Annotated in this window: 20 protein-coding genes; 5 read left to right on the forward strand and 15 right to left on the reverse strand. The window is 62.5% G+C overall.

The features are described from left to right. From AC07VY_RS23860 to AC07VY_RS23900, 9 genes are all read right to left on the reverse strand, one after another. Positions 1-101, reverse strand: a 101-nt coding sequence (locus tag AC07VY_RS23860) for a GTP-binding protein (RefSeq protein ID WP_495099726.1), incomplete at its 3' end; no start/stop codon positions are given. Positions 102-250: 149 nt separating this feature from the next. Continuing rightward, complete coding sequence (fusA, locus tag AC07VY_RS23865) at positions 251-2,353, reverse strand: elongation factor G (RefSeq protein WP_495099670.1); 2,103 nt, start codon at positions 2,351-2,353, stop codon at positions 251-253. An 80-nt stretch (positions 2,354-2,433) separates the two neighbouring features. After that, positions 2,434-2,907, reverse strand: a complete 474-nt coding sequence (gene rpsG, locus AC07VY_RS23870) for a 30S ribosomal protein S7 (protein WP_092761972.1) — start codon at positions 2,905-2,907, stop codon at positions 2,434-2,436. Positions 2,908-3,057: 150 nt separating this feature from the next. Next, the gene (gene rpsL, locus AC07VY_RS23875) at positions 3,058-3,435 is read right to left on the reverse strand and encodes a 30S ribosomal protein S12 (RefSeq protein WP_011466063.1); all 378 of its coding nucleotides are present in this window, start codon (positions 3,433-3,435) and stop codon (positions 3,058-3,060) included. A gap of 162 nt (positions 3,436-3,597) precedes the next feature. Further along, the gene (locus AC07VY_RS23880; RefSeq protein ID WP_495099671.1) at positions 3,598-4,755 is read right to left on the reverse strand and encodes a D-alanyl-D-alanine carboxypeptidase family protein; all 1,158 of its coding nucleotides are present in this window, start codon (positions 4,753-4,755) and stop codon (positions 3,598-3,600) included. Positions 4,756-4,856: 101 nt separating this feature from the next. Further along, positions 4,857-5,483, reverse strand: coding sequence for an alpha/beta hydrolase (locus AC07VY_RS23885; protein ID WP_495099672.1), 627 nt, complete (start codon positions 5,481-5,483; stop codon positions 4,857-4,859). Positions 5,484-5,551: 68 nt separating this feature from the next. Further along, positions 5,552-5,911 (reverse strand): (2Fe-2S) ferredoxin domain-containing protein, encoded by a 360-nt coding sequence (locus AC07VY_RS23890; RefSeq protein WP_495099673.1) that lies wholly within the window; start codon positions 5,909-5,911, stop codon positions 5,552-5,554. Between the two features lie 9 nt (positions 5,912-5,920). Next, the gene (locus AC07VY_RS23895; RefSeq protein WP_495099674.1) at positions 5,921-7,015 is read right to left on the reverse strand and encodes a VanZ family protein; all 1,095 of its coding nucleotides are present in this window, start codon (positions 7,013-7,015) and stop codon (positions 5,921-5,923) included. Positions 7,016-7,035: 20 nt separating this feature from the next. Beyond that, positions 7,036-7,464, reverse strand: a complete 429-nt coding sequence (locus AC07VY_RS23900; protein ID WP_495099675.1) for a CopD family protein — start codon at positions 7,462-7,464, stop codon at positions 7,036-7,038. A gap of 208 nt (positions 7,465-7,672) precedes the next feature. Between AC07VY_RS23900 and hemB the strand changes: the two genes are divergently transcribed. Together hemB and AC07VY_RS23910 are read left to right on the forward strand one after the other, a co-directional pair. Further along, positions 7,673-8,692 carry a porphobilinogen synthase gene (gene hemB, locus AC07VY_RS23905; RefSeq protein WP_495099676.1) on the forward strand — a complete coding sequence of 340 codons (1,020 nt, stop codon included), beginning with the start codon at positions 7,673-7,675 and terminating at the stop codon, positions 8,690-8,692. A gap of 73 nt (positions 8,693-8,765) precedes the next feature. Continuing rightward, positions 8,766-9,875 carry a magnesium transporter CorA family protein gene (locus AC07VY_RS23910; protein WP_495099677.1) on the forward strand — a complete coding sequence of 370 codons (1,110 nt, stop codon included), beginning with the start codon at positions 8,766-8,768 and terminating at the stop codon, positions 9,873-9,875. Between the two features lie 21 nt (positions 9,876-9,896). Here the strand turns inward: AC07VY_RS23910 and AC07VY_RS23915 are convergent, their stop codons facing one another. From AC07VY_RS23915 to AC07VY_RS23925, 3 genes are all read right to left on the reverse strand, one after another. Continuing rightward, positions 9,897-12,785, reverse strand: coding sequence for a sensor domain-containing phosphodiesterase (locus AC07VY_RS23915; RefSeq protein ID WP_495099678.1), 2,889 nt, complete (start codon positions 12,783-12,785; stop codon positions 9,897-9,899). Between the two features lie 330 nt (positions 12,786-13,115). Beyond that, a complete protein-coding gene (locus tag AC07VY_RS23920) occupies positions 13,116-13,421 on the reverse strand; it encodes a DUF4148 domain-containing protein (RefSeq protein WP_495099679.1) in 306 nt (101 codons plus the stop codon). A gap of 113 nt (positions 13,422-13,534) precedes the next feature. Next, positions 13,535-13,834: a DUF4148 domain-containing protein gene (locus AC07VY_RS23925; RefSeq protein ID WP_495099680.1), complete on the reverse strand. Its 300-nt coding sequence runs from the start codon at positions 13,832-13,834 to the stop codon at positions 13,535-13,537. Positions 13,835-14,040: 206 nt separating this feature from the next. On the opposite strand from AC07VY_RS23925, the gene AC07VY_RS23930 reads away from it, so the two are divergent. Next, positions 14,041-14,922 carry a LysR family transcriptional regulator gene (locus tag AC07VY_RS23930; protein ID WP_495099681.1) on the forward strand — a complete coding sequence of 294 codons (882 nt, stop codon included), beginning with the start codon at positions 14,041-14,043 and terminating at the stop codon, positions 14,920-14,922. A gap of 120 nt (positions 14,923-15,042) precedes the next feature. Here the strand turns inward: AC07VY_RS23930 and AC07VY_RS23935 are convergent, their stop codons facing one another. Together AC07VY_RS23935 and AC07VY_RS23940 are read right to left on the reverse strand one after the other, a co-directional pair. Continuing rightward, positions 15,043-15,684, reverse strand: a complete 642-nt coding sequence (locus AC07VY_RS23935; protein WP_495099727.1) for a glutathione S-transferase family protein — start codon at positions 15,682-15,684, stop codon at positions 15,043-15,045. 2 nt (positions 15,685-15,686) lie between these two features. Next, positions 15,687-16,373 (reverse strand): dienelactone hydrolase family protein, encoded by a 687-nt coding sequence (locus AC07VY_RS23940; RefSeq protein WP_495099682.1) that lies wholly within the window; start codon positions 16,371-16,373, stop codon positions 15,687-15,689. 92 nt (positions 16,374-16,465) lie between these two features. Between AC07VY_RS23940 and AC07VY_RS23945 the strand changes: the two genes are divergently transcribed. Both AC07VY_RS23945 and AC07VY_RS23950 read left to right on the forward strand, forming a co-directional pair. After that, positions 16,466-17,251 carry an SDR family oxidoreductase gene (locus AC07VY_RS23945; RefSeq protein ID WP_495099683.1) on the forward strand — a complete coding sequence of 262 codons (786 nt, stop codon included), beginning with the start codon at positions 16,466-16,468 and terminating at the stop codon, positions 17,249-17,251. Positions 17,252-17,262: 11 nt separating this feature from the next. Then, positions 17,263-17,892, forward strand: coding sequence for a MarC family protein (locus tag AC07VY_RS23950; RefSeq protein ID WP_495099684.1), 630 nt, complete (start codon positions 17,263-17,265; stop codon positions 17,890-17,892). A gap of 125 nt (positions 17,893-18,017) precedes the next feature. On the opposite strand, the gene AC07VY_RS23955 is transcribed toward AC07VY_RS23950, so the two are convergent. Further along, complete coding sequence (locus AC07VY_RS23955; protein WP_495099685.1) at positions 18,018-19,355, reverse strand: MATE family efflux transporter; 1,338 nt, start codon at positions 19,353-19,355, stop codon at positions 18,018-18,020. Between the last annotated feature and the right edge of the window lie 87 nt (positions 19,356-19,442).

Here is a 19,442-nt window from a genome sequence, read left to right on the forward strand (position 1 = left end):
GTGGTGATGGCGGCCGTCAGCGTGGTCTTGCCGTGGTCAACGTGACCGATCGTGCCCACGTTGACGTGGGGCTTGGTACGCGTGAACTTTTCTTTTCCCATTTTTCAATTCTCCAGAAAGAGCTTTTCCCGTGTGAGGTTTAACGTCTGCACAATGTTGCTGGATCGCCTCGCACGGGAACAAGGCGGCACACTGTCGCAGACAGGGGATTCAAGGCCCAGCCGCTTAACGCGACGGGCCCAACTTCAACTTACTTGGCGCGGGAAGCCATGATGGCTTCGGACACGTTACGAGGAGCTTCGCTGTAGTGCTTGAACTCCATCGTGTACGTAGCGCGGCCTTGCGACATCGAACGCAACGTGGTGGAGTAACCGAACATTTCCGACAACGGAACTTCGGCCTTGATGGCCTTGCCGCCACCAACCATGTCATCCATACCTTGGACCATACCGCGGCGGCTGGACAAGTCGCCCATCACGCTACCGGCGTAGTCTTCAGGCGTCTCCACTTCCACAGCCATCATGGGCTCCAGAATCACGGGGCCGGCCTTGCGGCAACCTTCCTTGAAACCGAAGATAGCAGCCATCTTGAACGCCAGTTCGTTCGAGTCCACATCGTGGTACGAACCGAAGTGCAGCGTGACCTTGACGTCCACCACAGGATAGCCAGCCAACACGCCTTGCGTAACAGCTTCGTGGATACCCTTTTCAACCGCAGGAATGTATTCGCGAGGAACCACACCGCCCTTGATCGCGTCGACGAACTCAATGCCCTTGCCGGCTTCGTTGGGTTCAATCTTCAACACCACGTGACCGTATTGGCCCTTACCACCGGACTGACGCACGAACTTGCCTTCGGCATCTTCGATCGTCTTGCGGATGGTTTCGCGGTAAGCCACCTGGGGCTTGCCGACGTTGGCTTCCACGCCGAATTCACGCTTCATGCGGTCGACAATAATTTCCAGATGCAACTCGCCCATACCAGCGATCAGCGTTTGGCCGGACTCTTCGTCGGTCTTCACGCGGAACGAAGGATCTTCCTGGGCCAGACGTTGCAAGGCAATACCCATTTTTTCCTGGTCGGCCTTGGTCTTGGGCTCCACGGCCTGGGTGATCACAGGCTCAGGGAACACCATGCGCTCCAGGGTTACCACGGCGGTTGGATCGCACAGGGTTTCACCGGTTGTCACGTCCTTCAAGCCCACGCAAGCAGCGATGTCGCCGGCGCGGATTTCGCTGACTTCTTCACGGTTGTTGGCGTGCATTTGCACGATACGACCGATACGCTCTTTCTTGCCACGGATCGGGTTGAAGACGCTGTCGCCCTTTTGCAGCACGCCAGAATAGACGCGCACAAAGGTCAACTGGCCCACAAACGGATCGGTCATCAGCTTGAATGCCAAGGCAGAGAACTTTTCGCTGTCGTCGGCTTGACGCACGACGGGAGCGTCGTCTTCGTCCAGGCCGCTCACAGGTGGAATGTCCACCGGCGAAGGCATGAATTCGATCACGGCGTCCAACATACGCTGCACGCCCTTGTTCTTGAAGGCGGTACCGCAGTACATGGGCTGGATTTCGCTGGCGATGGTACGCGTGCGGATGCCCAGCTTGATTTCATCTTCGGTCAAGTCACCTTCTTCGAGGTACTTGTTCATGAATTCTTCGGATGCTTCAGCAGCCGCTTCGACCATCTTCTCGCGCCATTCCTTGGCTTGAGCCAGCAACTCTGCCGGAATTTCCTGGTATTCGAACTTCATGCCCTGAGAAGCTTCATCCCAGATGATGGCTTTCATCTTGATCAGGTCGACCACACCGGTGAAGTTTTCTTCGGCGCCGATTGGGATCACCATGGGCACAGGGCTGGCCTTCAGGCGCAGCTTCATCTGGTCCACAACCTTGAAGAAGTTGGCACCGGTACGGTCCATCTTGTTCACAAAGGCCAGACGTGGCACTTTGTACTTGTTAGCTTGGCGCCAAACAGTTTCGGACTGGGGCTGCACGCCGCCCACAGCGCAGTACACCATGCAAGCACCGTCCAGCACGCGCATCGAGCGCTCGACTTCAATCGTGAAGTCCACGTGGCCGGGGGTGTCAATGATGTTGATGCGGTGTTCAGGCAGGGACGTGTCCATACCCTTCCAGAAGCAGGTGGTGGCCGCCGAGGTAATCGTGATGCCACGCTCTTGCTCTTGCTCCATCCAATCCATGGTGGCCGCGCCGTCGTGCACTTCACCAATCTTGTGGTTCACGCCGGTGTAAAACAGAATGCGCTCGGTGGTGGTGGTCTTGCCGGCATCGATGTGCGCGGAGATACCAATATTGCGATAGCGCTCAATGGGGGTATGGCGAGCCATAGTTCTCTTTCGTTAAAGCCACAAGCCCGCCATCCGCCGAAGGGTGGTGCGGGCTTGTAAGCTTGAGATGGGAGGGTTGCTTAGAAACGGAAGTGCGAGAAGGCCTTGTTGGCTTCAGCCATACGGTGGACTTCGTCACGCTTCTTCATGGCACCGCCACGACCTTCGGTGGCTTCCATCAGTTCGTTGGCCAAACGCAGGGACATGGACTTTTCACCACGCTTGCGAGCGGCTTCCTTCAACCAGCGCATGGACAGAGCCAAACGACGGACAGGGCGCACTTCGACTGGCACTTGGTAGTTGGCACCACCAACGCGGCGGGACTTCACTTCGACCATGGGCTTGACGTTGTTGATCGCCAAGGTGAAGGCTTCCAATGGGTCTTTGCCTGGGTTCTTCTTTTCAATGAAATCGAGAGCGCCATAAATAATGCGCTCAGCGATTGCCTTCTTGCCGCCTTCCATGATCACGTTCATGAATTTGGACAGCTCAACATTGCCGTACTTGGGATCCGGCAGGATTTCACGTTTAGGGACTTCGCGACGACGTGGCATTTTTCACCTCTTAATTGCTTCAGTTGGCATCTTGGTAGACACCGCAAAAACCATCTTGGTTTTCACTTACTCGACCCAAAACACGGGTCACTACGTTGCATCACCGCGCCACGCGGGAAACAACACCTTTTACTTCTGAAAAACCAGGGCTTACTTAGCCTTTGGCTTCTTCGCGCCGTACTTGGAACGCGATTGCTTGCGGTCTTTCACGCCTTGCAAATCGAGCGAACCGCGCACGATGTGGTAACGCACACCGGGCAAATCCTTCACACGACCGCCGCGCACCAGCACAACGCTGTGTTCTTGCAGGTTGTGGCCTTCGCCGCCAATGTAGGAGATGACCTCAAAACCGTTGGTTAGGCGCACTTTGGCAACCTTACGCAGAGCGGAGTTAGGCTTTTTAGGCGTCGTGGTGTAGACGCGGGTGCAAACGCCACGGCGCTGCGGAGAATTTTGCATCGCAGGGCTCTTGGACTTGATCGTTTCGACCTCGCGTCCCTGACGTACTAGCTGGTTAATGGTTGGCACTAAAGCCTCCTTGACAAAGAAAACGTCCCTAAACGTTTAAAACTAACAGAAAACGTGAATCCCTTCGGAAAGTTCCGAAAAGCCTTCGAGTATAGCTTTTTGAATCAGCGAGCGCAAACCTGCTGTTGTTTTAACAAGTTTGCACGCGCTCACTTACGAGAATTACTTGATCCACAAACGAATGGAATCCCAGGCCCGGCCCAGAATGCCGGCCTGCTCCACACCGTCCAAGGCCAGCAAAGGCACGGTTTGCAGGGTTTGGTCACCCAAAACCACCTTCAAAGAGCCCACGGCCTGGCCCTTGGTGAAAGGCGCCACCAGGGGATCGGGGCGCTGGATTTCAGTCTTGACCTTGGCAGCGCTGCCGGCGGGCACGGCCACCACCACGGCTTCGGGACGGCCCAGCTTGACGGTGGCATCCTTGCCCTTCCAGACATTCGGCGTGACCACGGCCTGGTTGGCGTCAAACAGTTTGACGCCTTCGTAGGCGGTGTAGCCCCAGTTCAGCAGCTTTTGCGATTCGTTCAGGCGGGCGTTTTCGCTGGCCGTGCCCAGCACGATGGTCAGAATACGGCGGCTGCCCAGATTCGGGAAGTCACGTTTGGCAGTGGCAATCAGGCAGTAGCCGGCGGCATCGGTATGGCCGGTCTTCAGGCCATCCACCGTCGGGTCACGGAACAGGAGGCCGTTGCGGTTGTTTTCATTGCTGACGGGCGTACCGGGGTAGTGGTACTTCTTCATTCCGTCGTAGTGCGCGTACTCGGGGAAGTCGCGCATCAGGCGGGTTGCCAGGATGCTCAAGTCGCGCGCGGTGGTGATGTGGCCGGCCTCGGTCAGGCCCTCGGGGTTGCGGTAGCTGGTGGCTTTCATGCCCAGGGCCTTGGCCTGCTGGTTCATCATCTCCACAAAATGCTCTTCCGTGCCGCCCACGCCTTCGGCCAGGGCCATGGTGGCATCGTTACCGGACTGGACGATCATGCCCTTGATCAGGTCTTCCACCGGCACCTGCATCTTGGGGTCGATGAACATGCGCGAGCCGGGCATCTTCCAGGCCTTGAGGCTGACCGGCAGGGTTTGCGTCAGGCTGAGCTTCTTGGTGCGCAGTGCGTCGAACACCAGGTAGGCGGTCATCAGCTTGGTCAAAGAGGCCTGTTCGACCGGCATGTCGATGTCTTTTTCCAGCAAGACCTGGTTAGCGGTGACGTCCAGCACCATATAGGCCTTGGCAGCGATTTCGGGGCCCGCCACCGGTTGGGCTGCAGCAAGCAGGGAAACAGAGGCCAACAAGGGTGCAGCAACAGCCTGCAAGAAGTATTTCATGGATGGGAATGAGAGAGTGAGAGATCAACAGGACGGGCGGCGCCGCAGCCACCCGGGTCAGGGGAAACCCCCGGTGCGACCCCTGGCAGGGCCGCAAAGTTTCATGCCTTTAGATGGCGCAGCACTAGATTTTTCAACAGCGGCAATTGTCCGTGAAAAAAATGCCCGCCCGCGGGCACAACCGTCACAGGAAGTATCTGCGGTCGCGCCCAGTCCATGACGGAAGCCAGGGCGACAGTGTCATCCTGCTCACCATGGACGACCAGGGTGCGTTCGTGTACGGCCGGCGGCAGAGTGGCTGCCGGCGCCCGGGCGGTGGAGGTGCCGACCAGCACCAGCTTTTCGACCGGGCGGCTGTCCCACAGCGCCTGCACCGCGTGGGTGGTGACGAAGGCGCCGAAGGAAAACCCCGCCAGGGCCAGCGGCTGGCCGGCCGGCGCCGTCTGCGCCACCACGGCCAACAGGTCTTCCATCTCGCCACGGCCTTCGTCGTGCGTACCGGCACTGGCACCGACACCGCGGAAGTTGAAACGCACAGCTGTCCAGCCGGACTGCACAAACGCCCGCGCAATGGTTTGCACCACTTTGTTGTCCATGGTGCCGCCAAACAGCGGGTGCGGGTGGGCGATGACGGCAATGCCGCGCGACACGCCTGCGGGCGCGTCCTGCGCGGCGTCTATGGCGCCGGCGGCGCCGCTCAGGCTCAAACGCTGGGTCGATGCATTCACAGAATTACTACCAAATTGATAGCTGCCAGCGCAAGTAATACCTGCGCCAGAGGCCTAAAAAGCTTAAATCAACGGCCCAAGTGGGCTGGCGTCACCAAACGCTCCACCACCTTGCCGTTCTTGAGGTGCGACTCGACGATCTCGTCGATATCGCTCTCGTCCACGAAGCTATACCAGACCGCCTCGGGGTAGACCACGGCGACCGGACCGGCGGCGCAGCGGTCCAGGCAACCGGCCTTGTTCACGCGCACCTGGCCTGGGCCGGACAGGCCCGCCTGCTTGACCAGCGCCTTGCAGCGGTCGAAACCGGCCTGGGCATTGTGGTGGGCGCAGCTGTCTTCGCCATTGGTGCGGTCGTTCAGGCAGAAGAAGATGTGGCGCCCGTAGTACGACCCAACGGGTGTATCGGGATTGGAGGTGTCAGTCATGGCGGTATTTTAGTTTTCCGCCGCAGGTCGGGCGATGCGGCCCACCACCACGGCCAGCGCCGCATAGGGCCACAGCCAGCCCAGCCACTGCACCAGACCATTGAAACGGATGAACTTGCCCTGCTCCCAGGTTTGCAAAGTTTGGGCAAAGTAAGCGCTGGCCGGCGCCTGGTTCAACACACCCAGGTGTACCGCCAGGGCCAGCAGCAACAGCGCCGCACAGGCCCGGCGCGGCACCCAGACCAGGGCCACGGACACCGCCAAGCCGGCCCACAGACCCATGCGCACCGGCTGGGTCAGCCACTGCAGCGCATGGATGGGGCCATAGCTCAGACCGGCTGACACCGCCGCCGCCGCCAGGCCCAGCAGCAGAATCAACGGCGCAAACACCAGGCGCTGACGTACCTGGCGCAGCACGCAATAGCCCAGCAAGCACGGAATCAACGCGCCCAACAGCACGCACAGCAGCTCGGCCCCCGGCACCAGGGGCTGCAGCTCGACATCACGCACCGGCAGCCAGTCCAGAAAAGGCGTGTCCACCAGCATCTCGGCCAAGCCTGCCTCAACCCGCTCCAGCACCTGGCCCAGCCCCAAAGGCACGGCGGCAGGGAATAGCAGGGCCACCGGCCAGAGCGCCAGCAGCACCAGTACATTGCGCGCATCGCTGACAAACCAGCGATCGCGGAAGCGGCTCCAGCGGTCAATTGCCCCCAGCCGCTCCAGCAGGGTCGCCACTACAGCCCCCAGCAACGCGCCGGCGCTGTTCAGGGCCCAGTCCACATTCGACGGCACACGCATAGGCAGATAACTTTGCAGCGTCTCCATCACCAGGGACAACAAACAGGCCGCCAGCGTGGCCGCCAACACCGGTACCCGGGTACGGCCCGAGCGCAGGCCGCTCAACGCCCACAAAAAACCTAGCGGTGCGTAGCCAGTAACGTTGATGGCCACGTCAAACCCGGTCCAGTATTTGGGCAGCTGTGCGGTCACAAAGAACCAGGGCGTGATGCCCTGGTCGCGCCAGCCGTCAAAGGGGTACAGGCTGGCATACACCACCAAGCCAACATACAACCAGGCTAGCGGCCAAGCCGAGGTCTTGTGCATCCCAGGACAGGCCCTCCAGGTTAAAAGGGTTTCACCACCACCAGAATCACGATGGCCAGCAACAACAGTACCGGCAGCTCGTTGAACCAGCGGTACCAGGTATGGCTACGCATAGGGGCACCGGCCCGCATCTTGCGCAACAGCACGCCGCATCCGTGGTGGTAGCCGATGACCAGCAGCACCAGGGTCAGCTTGGCATGCATCCAGCCATTGCCCGGGCCCCAGCCAATGCCATAGCCCAGCCACAGCCAGGCGCCGAACAACACCGCAGGCACCGCCAGCAAGGTGGTGAAGCGCAACAGCTTGCCCGCCATCAGCAGCAGACGCTCGCGCTCGGCCAGCGAGTCCGGCGGCACCATCGCCAGGTTGACGAAGATGCGTGGCAGATAGAACAGGCCGGCGAACCAGCTGGCGATGAAAACGATGTGGAGGGATTTGATCCAGAGCATAGGCAGAGCATAGCGCTCAAAAAAATACCCCGGCCAGGGGCCGGGGTGCTAAGCCCGTGGGTCATGGACCGCTGGGCCCCGCTCAGGGAGGTAAAGCGGGAGGACGGCAAGCCGCCCCAGGAACAATTTAACAAAGCGGCACCAGCGGTTCAATAGGGCTTATCTGGATATGGCGGCGGTAAACAGCGAATGGGGCACAATTTTGGCCATGACCTCCTCCACCCCCTACGCCCCCTACCCCGCCGGCCGGCCGCGCCGCCTGCGCCGCGCAGCCTTTAGCCGCAACCTGGTGCGTGAAAACACCCTGACCGCCCACGACCTGATCTACCCGGTGTTCGTCCACGAGGGCACGAACCGCCGCGAAGCCGTGGCCTCCATGCCTGGCGTCGAGCGCCTGAGCCTGGACCTGCTGCTGCCGGTGGCCGAGGAATGCGTGAAGCTGCAAATCCCGGTGATGGCGCTGTTCCCGGTGGTGGACCAGTCGCTGAAGACCTACGGCGGCGAAGAAGCCTTCAACCCCGACGGCCTGGTGCCACGGGTGGTGCGCGAGCTGAAGAAGCGCTTCCCCGAACTCGGCGTGATGACCGACGTGGCACTGGACCCGTACACCAGCCACGGCCAGGACGGCCTGCCCGACGAGAACGGCTATATCCAGAACGAAGCCACCATCGCCGCCCTGGTGCAGCAGGTGCTGGCCCAGGCCGATGCCGGCGTGGACATCGTCGCCCCCAGCGACATGATGGACGGCCGCATAGGCGCCATCCGCCAGGCGCTGGAGGCGCGGGGCCACATCCACACCCAGATCATGGCCTACAGCGCCAAATACGCCAGCGCGTTTTACGGCCCGTTCCGCGACGCGGTGGGCTCGGCCGCCAACCTGGGCAAGAGCGACAAAAAGACCTACCAGATGGACCCGGCCAACACCGACGAGGCCCTGCGCGAGGTGGCCATGGACATCGCCGAAGGCGCGGACATGGTGATGGTCAAGCCCGGCATGCCCTACCTGGACGTGGTGCGCCGGGTAAAGGACGAATTCCGCGTGCCCACCTTCGCCTACCAGGTGTCGGGCGAATACGCCATGCTGCAGGCCGCCGTGCAAAACGGCTGGCTGGACCACGACCGGGTGGTGCTGGAGAGCCTGATGGCCTTCAAGCGCGCCGGTGCCGACGGGGTGCTGACCTACTCGGCCATTGCCGCCGCCCGCCTGCTCAAGGCACAGAACGCCTAAGCTCCTAAAATAATAGCATCTTGCGCATATAAAACCAGCGCTAGCGGCCTATTTCTTATAAATATTTAACACCATGCGGATCTTCACAATTGTCGGCACCAGTGTGGTGGAGAACACCGCCCTACCTAGCGCACCGGTGCTGGGCGGCTACGTCTGGATCGCCTGTGCGCGGAGTGAATTTGAAGTCCAGCAAGCACTGCTGCAGTCCACGCTGCAACAACTCTGCGGCCAGCAACTGGTGGATCTGCATGTGTCCGATTTGCTGAACAACCAGCTGCCGTCGCACTACGACTACACCTCGCAGTACGACCTGCTGGTATTCCGCCGGCTGGCGGCCGGCCCCAAGGAGGCCGGATCAGACGCGCCCGCCCTACCGCCAGGCCAGCCGATGAAGCGCGGCGGCCCGCCCATACTGCGCCGCATCAACACCAACCCGGTGGGCTTTGCGGTGTTCGACCAAGTGCTGCTGACCGTGCACCCCAGCGATTGCGCGGTACGCGACAGCTATGCCGAGAAGCTGTTGGCCGCCACCTCCACCGAATTGCGGGCCACCGGCGCCCGCGTGCCCACCAGCCCGGCCGATTTGATGCTGCGCATCATCAACACCATGGTCGATGGCTACCTGGACCTGCGCCGCGAACTGACGCGTCAACTGGACCACTGGCAAAGCGAGCTGCTCAAGCCCGGGGCCCGGTTCAGCAACTGGAGCGCGCTGCTGGACGCCCGGCTGACCCTGCACCAATTGGACGATGTGTGCGAAGAACAGCGCTCATCCATCCAGGACTGGATCGAGGCGGTAAAGACCTGGCCGGATGCGCAAGGCACGGCCGAGCTACGCGAACGCGAACTGCTGCAAGTGCGTAGCCGCGACGTGCTGGAACATATTGAACGGGTGGTGCACCATGTACGAAGGCTGGAACAAAGCGTCGAAACCGCCGTGCAGATGCACTTCAGCGTGCAGGGCAACCGGACCAACGACATCATGCTGACCTTGACGGTGCTGACCGCCATCTTCCTGCCGCTGAACCTGATTGCGGGCATCTTCGGCATGAACTTCGAGGTGATTCCCCTGCTGCACCGGCAGGGCGGCTTCTGGTGGGCCATGGGCGCGATGGTGGCCATCGCGCTGGGCATGGTGCTGCTGTTCTGGCGCAACCGCTATCTGGCCCGCACCGGCCGTTGAAGATCCATCCCGGTCACGTAGCTAAACAGCGGCCAGCCGACTAAGGTCCAGCGCCTCCTTGGGCACCGGCCTGGAGAAGTAGTAACCCTGCGCCTGGCCAGCGCCCATGTCGCGCAACAAGGCCAGGGTTTCGGCGTCTTCCACCCCCTCGGCGACGACGCTCAGGCCCAACGATTCGGCCATGCGCACAATGGCCCGCACGATGGCGCGGCTGCGCGGGCTGGCGCTCAGCTCCAGGATGAAGGACTTGTCGATCTTCAGGCCGCTGAAGTGGTACTGGTGCACATAGCTCAGCGACGAAAAACCGGCACCAAAATCGTCCAGCACCACCGACACGCCGTTGTCCGCCAGGTGCTTCATGGCCTGGCGCGCCAGCTCGGGCTCGGCCACCAGGGCCCCTTCGGTCAGCTCCAGGCAAATACGCGACGGCGCCACGCCATATTCGGCCAACAGACTAAGCACTTCGCTAGAGAATTCAGTGCGGGTGATGCTGTAGCTGGAGCAGTTCACATGCACGGTCGGCCAGTGCGCATGCTCAGGCTGAGCCAGGATCGCCACCACGCTTTGCAGCATGTAGAAATCCAGCCGACCAATCAGGCGCAGACCCTCCAGCGCCGGCAGAAACTGGCCAGGTGCCACGATATTGCCACCCGGCTGGTGCCAGCGAATCAAGGCCTCCATGGCCACAATGGTGCCGCTCTGCACATCCAGGATGGGCTGGAAATACGGCAGCAATTCGTCCGTGCGTTTGAGCGCATTGCGCAGTGCGCTCTCCTGCTCCATCTGGTCAGACACTTCGCGGCGCACTTCCTGGCTGAACAGCGCATAGCTGTCGCGCCCCGCGTTCTTGACGCGGTACATGGCGGTATCGGCGTCGCGCAGCAGGTCGGCCGGCTCCTGGTGGAACTGGCTATTGGCGCCGACCACGCCGACGCTGCAGGATGAAAACACGGTGTGCCCATCGACATGGAACGGCAGGTCGAAGGCCTGCACGATGCGCTCGGCTATGGCCGCTGTCACATCCGGCGATGCGCCAAAAGCCAGCACCGCGAATTCGTCGCCGCCCAGGCGGGCCAGCAGATCGCTGTCGCGCATGCAGTGGCGCAGGCGCTCCGCGACCTGGACCAACAACAGGTCACCGCAGTGGTGGCCCAGGCTGTCATTGACCATCTTAAAGCGGTCCAGGTCGATGAACATCACCACCAGCTCCTGGCCATGGGCGCAGTAGGCCTGCCAGGCGCTGTGCAGGCGTTGCTGCAGGTGCGCGCGGTTGGGTAGCCCGGTCAGCGAGTCGTGGGCGTTTTCGTGCTGCAGCTTGGCATTGGCGTGGTCCAGCTCGCGCGTGCGGTCCTGCACCCGCGCTTCCAGCCGCATATTGGCGGTGTGGATGGCTTCGGCCGCGCTGCGGCGGGACAAAGCGGTGTCAATATGCCGGGACACAAAGGTCAGCAACTCCTGGTCGCGCAACGAGTAATGGATGTCGGCCGAATAGCTTTGCACCGCCAGCACACCGCGCACCGTGTCACCATCGAACAGCGGAATGCCGAGCCACGAATAGGATATGTCGGTGCCCCGATGCGCAGCGATCTCCCCCAGGCCCTCTAGGCGAACGATGTCCTGGGGGGTGATCAGACAAGGCCGCCGCTGGCGGATGACGTATTCGGTCACACCCCGCTCGCCCCGCCGGGCCTTGGGCGGCAGATCCATAAATTCGTCCACGTAGTACGGAAAGGTCACCTCGGCGGTCGCATCGTCAAACAGTGCGATGTAGAAATTGCGGGCAAACAGCAGCTCACCCACGATGCCGTGCAGGCCGCGAAACAGCTCGGCCATATCGCCCGGCTGGCTGGCCAACTCGGTGATCTGGAACAAGGCGCGCTGCAGGTGCTCGGCGCGTTCGCGGTCGGCTACCTCGTGCCGCAGCGCGTCGTTCAGGGTGGACAGCTCCAGGGTACGCCGGGCCACGGTTTCTTCGAGGTGCGCGCGGTGCAGTATCCGGTCGAGTGCCATGGCCACGTGGCGCGCCACCACCAGGAACAGCTCGCGGTCCTCCACGCTGTAGATGCGCGACACGTCGTACACCTGCATGGCCAGCATGCCGAACACTTCGTCCGAGGCGTTCTTCAGCGGCACCCCCATCCAGAATTCCGGGCGGTGGCCCACACAGTAAAAGCGCCCTTGCGCCTGCGCCGCGGCAATGTCCGTGGCGTCGATGAACAAGGCCTGGCCAGTGGTCAGCACATAGTGAGTCATGGACAGCCGCTGGCGGTCAATCGACTCGTATTCCTCGGTTTCAAAGGCATCGGCGTTGTCGATGTAGTACGGATAGGTGACCTTGTCGATTTGGCTGTCGTACAGCGCCAAGTAGAAGTTTTCAGCATCGATCAGGGTCGACAGCTGGCGATGCACACCTTGCAGGAAAGCCCGCCGCTCGCGGGTGGAGCTGGCCAGGTAGGTGATCTCAAACAGCACCCGTTGGCTGGCCTGGGCCCGGGCTAGCGCGTCGGTCTGCAAGCGCAGGCCCAGCTTGCGCGCCAGATCCGCCAAGTGCGGGTTGCCGGCCTCGCTGTGCGGGGCGAGCAGCCAACCCAAGGCACTTTCACCCTGGCCAGTGACCCACCGGTGCAGGCCCTGGTCTTGGCAAAACGCATCGAATGCCTCTTGTGCAAGGGTTTCAGGCCAGTTCCCGGCCACGTCGCCCTGCCCGATGCGATGCAGTGTGTTCCCCGCACGGTACGCCGCCCATGGCAGGGCTGGCGCGCTGTTCTTGGCTGCACCCAACAAAGCTTGCAGGCTGTCTTCGGGGGCTGCGGTTTGCGCCAAAGCCGCATTCCCGGACGCGCCCAGATCCCCCGCTGTGTGGCCTGCATGCGGTGACGATGGGTCTTGTGTGGGGAAACGGGAAGTCATCGGCGCTCCATGCCAGCTGTCAGCCCGCTATCTTCGTTGCTTGCAAGCGCGTATTGCAAGTGTCCTTCGTGTTTTTCGCGCCCCAAACGTCGGAAATCGAGAGTTTTCCAAGTTTTACGCGGCAACTGCGGACCTGTGCATCCACCCGTACCTGTTTGCTGCAAGATTTATAGCTGCCAGCGCAGTATTTATCTGCGCCAGCGACCATTTGTATCTACACCCCACGGCGGCGGAACCGCTCCAGTGCAAAGGCCATCTGGGCCGCAGGGGTGCAAAACGCAAAAAGGGCGGTGTCGCCACCGCCCTTGAAGCTCAATCCCGGTACAGGGATTAGCTGTGTTCTACAGGGATCTGACCGGCATTGCGGGCTGCCACGTACTCGGCCATGACCTGTTCACGGGTCTTGGTGCTGGGGGCCTCGGCAATCACGGGGTAGTTGTTGTCGTTACCGATCAGCAGCGTGCCGTCCTTGCGGGCCTGGGCCAGCTCGGCTTGCACGTCGGCACGGGTCTTGGTGCTGACGCTGGCGATCTCGGGATAGTTGCGGTCTGCAGAGCTTTCAGCAAATGCAGCACTGGTAGCAGCCACGGAAGCCAAAGCGATCAGGGCGGAAACGGCGAATTTAGAAGCAGACATGGTAGTTCCTTAGAGTTGTTAGTGGGATGTAATGCGAGGGAACTTTGGCGCCATGCGCCCTCTCTTGCAGAGGACTGCATGGCAGCACGGCACGCCCTCAGGCCTGTTTTTAATTAGCTGCGCTCAACCGGGATCAGACCGGCATTGCGGGCAGCCACGTACTCGGCGATCACGTCAGCACGGGTCTTGTTGCTGACAACTTGCGGCAACACGGGGTAGTTGTTGTCGTTGCCGATCAGCAGCGTGCCGTCCTTGCGGGCCTGGACCAGCTGGGCCTGCACTTCAGCGCGGCTCAAGGTGCTGGGGGTGTTGATTTGGGGGTAGTTGTTGTCGTTTCCGGCAAATGCTGCGCTGGTAGCGGCTACGGAAGCCAGAGCAATCAGGGCGGAAGCGGCGAATTTAGATGCAGACATGGTGATTCCTTTTAAACATAAACATGAAATGGAGGGAACCTTGTCGCCATGCACCCGTCTTCCTGGGTTACATCGCATTCAAAGCACACTCACAGTGTTGCAAGCTAGGGTTTGCAAGCTTGCTCATACTGTGAATAGCAGATAGGCGCGAAGTTTCAGCTTTAAACAGGTCGAAATGGAACAAGTCTGTTTCGACAACGGAAACAATGGATACCCTCGAACTCATACGCACCTTCCGCGAAGTCGCTCAGCGCGGCAGCTTTTCCATGGCCGCGAAAACACTGGACGTATCCAAGGCCAATGTCAGCAAATACGTGGCAGCCCTGGAAGCCCGCCTGGGCACGCGCCTGCTGAACCGCACCACCCGCACCGTCAGCCTCACCGACGCTGGCAGCCTGCTGCTCAAACGCAGCACACCGCTGCTGGAAATCGTCGATCTGACCCGCGACGAGTTGAGGCACCGCTCACGCCAGCCCAGCGGCCGCCTGCGCCTGACCGCGCCTGTGGGTCTGGGCAATACCGAGCTGCCTGATTTGCTGGCCGACTTCATCCGCCGCTACCCCGATGTGCACATCAGCCTGGATCTGAGCAACCGCCAAATCGATATGGTGGACGAAGCCATAGACATTGCACTGCGGGTTGGGCGCATTACCGACTCCAATCTCATCGTGCGCAAACTACGCACCGTCGAGCTGCTGGTCTGCGCCAGCCCCGCGTACTGGCAACAACGCGGCATACCGCTGCACCCGGACGATCTCACGGAGCACGACGCGCTCACCTATTCCCTCATAGGAGCGCCGGAGTGGCGTTTCATAGTGGACGGCAAACTACACCTCGTACCCGTGCAAAGCCGCATGGACGCCACAGACAGCGCGCCGCTGATACATATGGCACTGCAAGACCTAGGGATGGTCATCATGCCGCGCATGCTGATCCAAAAACACCTGGACAGCGGCGAGTTGCAGCCGGTGCTGGAAGACTTCCAGTCCAATGACCTGTGGCTGTACGCGGCCTATACGCAGCGCCGCCACAACAGCGCTGCGCTGAAGGCTTTACTGGCGTTTATGGAAGAGCGCTGGAAGACTTGAACACCCCCAGGCTTGCCCACTGCGTGTGGCCTCCTCCCCCCTTGCAGGAGGCGATACCAGTGGCCCGGCGGAGCCGGTTCCACGGTATCTCTGGAAGGGGGAGATTGGCGCCGCTGGTGTTTACACCAGCGGCTGCGGAATCTTCTCCGTTGCAAAGGCGCGTTGCACTGCGGGGCGGGCCAGCACGCGCTGCAGGTAGGGGCCTAGCTGCGGCAGGCTGCGCGCGGGGCGGGCGAAGTTGCGGGTCCAGCGGCACAGCATCAGGGCGTAGGCGTCTACGGCGCTGTACTGTGCGCCCAGCAGCCAGGGGCCGCCATGGCGGGCTAGCTCGGCTTCCAGTTGGTCCAGCAGACTGCCAACGCGTGCTTCCGCGTGCGCCTTTACGCTGGCCGCACCTGCTGCGTCGTCGGCCCAGCGTTCGGGGTAGAAGTACAGGATCAAGCTGGCCTGCAGCGTGTTCGTCAACCACACCAGCCATTTGTAGAAATGCGCACGCTCGGGCGTGGCCAGGGGCGGTGCCAGGCCGGCTGCGGGGTGGCAATCCGCCAGGTGCAGGCAGATGGCTGCGGCCTCGTACAGCACCAGGTCGCCCTCCACCAGCACCGGGATCAAGCCGTTCGGGTTCAGGCGCAGATACTCGAGCGATTTGTGGCCACCGTGTTCACGGTCTACCGGCACCAGCTGGAACGGCAGGCCCAGCTCTTCCAGCAGGATGTGCGGCGCCATGCTGGCCGTACTGGATGCGTAGTGCAGCTGCAACATACTCACGCCAGGTGCCGCTCGAAAAATGCCAGCGAACGCTCCAGCGCCAGGGCGGCCGACGGGGCATCGAAGGCGCCACGCTGGTCGCAGTTGAAGCCGTGGTCTGCCGGGTACAGGCGCAAATCCACGCCGGGGTGGGCCTGGCCAAAGGCCTTGACCGACTCCAGACTGATGCCATGGTCGCGCTCGCCAAAGTGCGACAGCACCGGCACCAGGGGCTGGCGTGCCACTTCGGCCGGGCCGGTCATGCCACCGCCGTAATAGGTGACCACCGCGCTCAACCCCGGCACCAGGCTGGCCGCACGCCAGCTGAGCAAGCCGCCCCAGCAGTACCCCACGGCACCGACTTTGCCCGCACGGGCTGCATAGGCCAACGCAGCCTGGATGTCATGCATCAGGATGGTGACGCCCTGGGCCTCGGCGGCGGCCTTCAAGGCGATGCCGGCCTGTACATCCTCGGGGGTGTAGCCAATATCCACCCCGGGCTGGACACGCTGGAACATGGCCGGCGCCACGACCAGGTAGCCCGCAGCGGCGTAGCCATCGGCCACGGAACGGATGTGGCTGTTCACACCAAAGATTTCCTGGAGCACCAGCACCGCACCCTTGGGCGCGCCGCTGGGCGTAGCCACATAGGCCGGCAGCACAAAACCGTCGGCGGCGGTGAGATCAACGAAAGAGGAAGACATACAAGCAGCTCCTGAAAGGACTAAGTAGGCAGGGATCTATCCGAGAGCGGCATGGTACTGGTATCGTTCCATCTCCACAGACAAGGCCCGGCATGACCCCATCCCCTGCTCATCCCGTATTGCTGGTCACCGGCGGCGGCCGGGGCATCGGCGCTGCCACCGCGCGCCTGGCCGCGCAGCGCGGCTATGCGGTGGCCATCAACTACGCGCACCAGCCCGCTGCAGCCGAACGGCTGGTGGCCGACATCCAGGCCCTGGGCGGCCTGGCTCTGGCGGTGCAGGCGGATATTTCCGATGAAACCCAGGTACTGCGGCTGTTCGCCACAGTAGATGCGCAGCTGGGGCCGCTGCGCGCCCTGGTCAACAACGCTGGCGTGGTGGATGTCACCGCCCGCGTGGACAGCATGGACGCGGCCAGGCTGCAACGCATGTTCGGCGTGAACGTGATCGGCAGCTTCTTGTGTGCCCGCGAAGCCGTGCGGCGCATGGGCACGCGCCAGGGCGAGCGCAACTTCGGCCCGGGCTACGGCCGGGGTGGTGCCATCGTGAATGTGTCCAGCGCCGCGTCGCGCCTGGGCTCACCCGGCCAGTATGTGGACTACGCCGCGTCCAAGGGCGCCATCGACACCATGACCATCGGCCTGGCCAAGGAAGTGGCCGACGAAGGCATCCGCGTCAACGCCGTGCGCCCGGGCGTAATCGACACCGAGATCCATGCCAGCGGCGGTCTGCCCGACCGGGTGCGTGACCTGGCCGCCGGCATTCCCATGCAGCGCGGCGGCACGGCCGAAGAGGTGGCCCAGGCCATACTGTGGCTGCTCAGCCCCGAAGCCAGCTACACCACCATGGCACTGGTGGATGTGGCGGGTGGACGTTAAGCTCGGCGCCCATGGATACCAAACCCCTCATCACCCTGCTGGCGATCGTCAACCCGCTGGCCATCGTGCCTTTTTTCATCCACTACACGCAGAGCTTCTCGGCCGCGCAGCGCAAGCGCACCATCTGGGTGTCGTCGTTCAGCGTGTTCGTGGTAATCGCCATCAGCGCCCTGCTGGGCCTGCAGATCCTGGACTTTTTCAATATCTCGCTGGCCAGCTTCCAGGTGGGCGGCGGCCTGCTGCTGATGACCTCTTCACTGAACATGCTGAACGCCCAGCCGGCCGAGGCCAAATCGAATGCCGATGAAATACAGGACGCCTCCGAGCGCGCCGCCGTGGGCTCCAGCATCGCCGTGGTGCCGCTGGCCATTCCCCTGCTGACTGGCCCGGCCAGCATGTCCACCGTGGTGATCTACGCCGACCGCGCCAAGTCCTTCTGGCAACTGATGACCCTGGTGGGCTACGGCGTGGTGATCGGCCTGGCCACCGCCCTGTGCTTCGCGCTGGCCCAGCCCATCGCCCGCATCCTGGGCAAGACCGGCATCAATGTGATGACCCGGCTGATGGGCCTGATCCTGGCCGCGCTGGCGGTGGAGGTGATGGCCGAGGGCCTGCACAAGCTGTTTCCGGTACTGGGCTAACCCATATGCACTCCGTCATCTCGGGCGTCTTACTGGCGCTGACCTGGGTGGCACAGACCTGCAGCGACAGCTGATTGCTATCTAATTAGTAGCTACTAGCGCAGATAAAACCTGCGCTAGCGGCATTATTCCTGCCCAATCTGCCGGGCCAGGCGCGTGGCCATCAGCATCGCCATCACGCCGAAAATGGCGCTGCCCACACCGGCCCCGGCCAGCACGCCCACCGGGCCGTAGTGCGCGCCCCACCAGGCAAACGGAATAGTGCCCAGCGTGGCCCGGGCCCAGTTGAAGCCCGTAGACCACAGCGGGCGGCCCAGGTTGTTGAACGCGGCATTCGCTACGAACAACGCGCCGATAAAGAAGAAGCTGGGCGCCAGCCAGCTGCAGTACATGCGGACCAGATGCGCCGCATCGCCGTCCACGCCGAAGGCCTGCACCAGCAGGCCCTGGCCCAGCGCCAGCAGCAGCCAGGCAGCCCCCACGGCCATCACCATGAAGCGCAGGCTGTCGCGCAGGCCCTGGCGCACCCGGTCGAACGCGCGGGCCCCCAGGTTCTGGCCCAGGATGGGGCCAACCGCCCCGCTGAGCGCGTACACCATGCCAAAAGCCACCGGTGTCAGCCGGTCGATGATGGCCTGGCCGGCCACGGCCGAGGCGCCAAACTGCGCGATGGAATGCGTCACAAAGGCCGCCCCCACCGGCGTCGCCAGATTGCTCAGCACACCAGGGCCGGCCACCGCCGCCAGGGCCCGGGCATCGGCCAGCAGGTGGCCGCGCTCCAGCCGGCCCAGCAGATGGTGGCGCAGCACGCCGCGCAGCCCTACCGCCGCCAAGATGCTGCGCGAAACCACCGCCGTGGCCGCAGCGCCGTCCAGCCCCATGTGCAGGCCGAAAATCAGGATCGGGTCCAGCACCGCCGTGACCACCGCCGCGCCCAGGGTCACCTGCATGGCGCCCCGCGCATCGCCCACCGAGCGCAGCAGAGCCGAGCAGGCCATGCCTATGCCCAATAGCGGCAGGGCATGCACGGTCACGCCCAGGTAGCGCGCGGCCAGCCGCTCGGTCTCGCCCGCCGCGCCCAAGGTGCGCAGCAGCGGGTGCAGAAACGGCGCCGTGCCGCTGCCCACCAGCGCCGCCGCCAGCACCATCCAGAACAGGCTGGACATGGCCAGGCGGCGCGCATCCTCGGCCCTGCCTGCACCCACCGTACGCGACACCACGGCCGCAATGCCGATGGTCAGCCCTATGCACAGCGAGGTGTGGAAGAAGCCCACCACCCCGGCAAAACCCACGGCCGCGGCAATCGACTGCTCACCCAGGCGGGCGATGTAGAACAGGTTGATCAAGTCCACCACAAACACCGCCACCAGCCCAATGGCCGAGGTAGTGGACATCACCGCCACATGGCGAAACAATGGACCGCTCACAAAACGGGCAGAAGCGGAACCAGGGGATGCAGGCATGGCGCAGACCGGTAAAACGGGGCACCATGGTAACTGTGCTGCACTATTAAATATATAGCTGCTTGCGCTTGTTATATCTGCGCAAAC

Source organism: Rhodoferax sp. GW821-FHT02C08 (assembly GCF_059421805.1).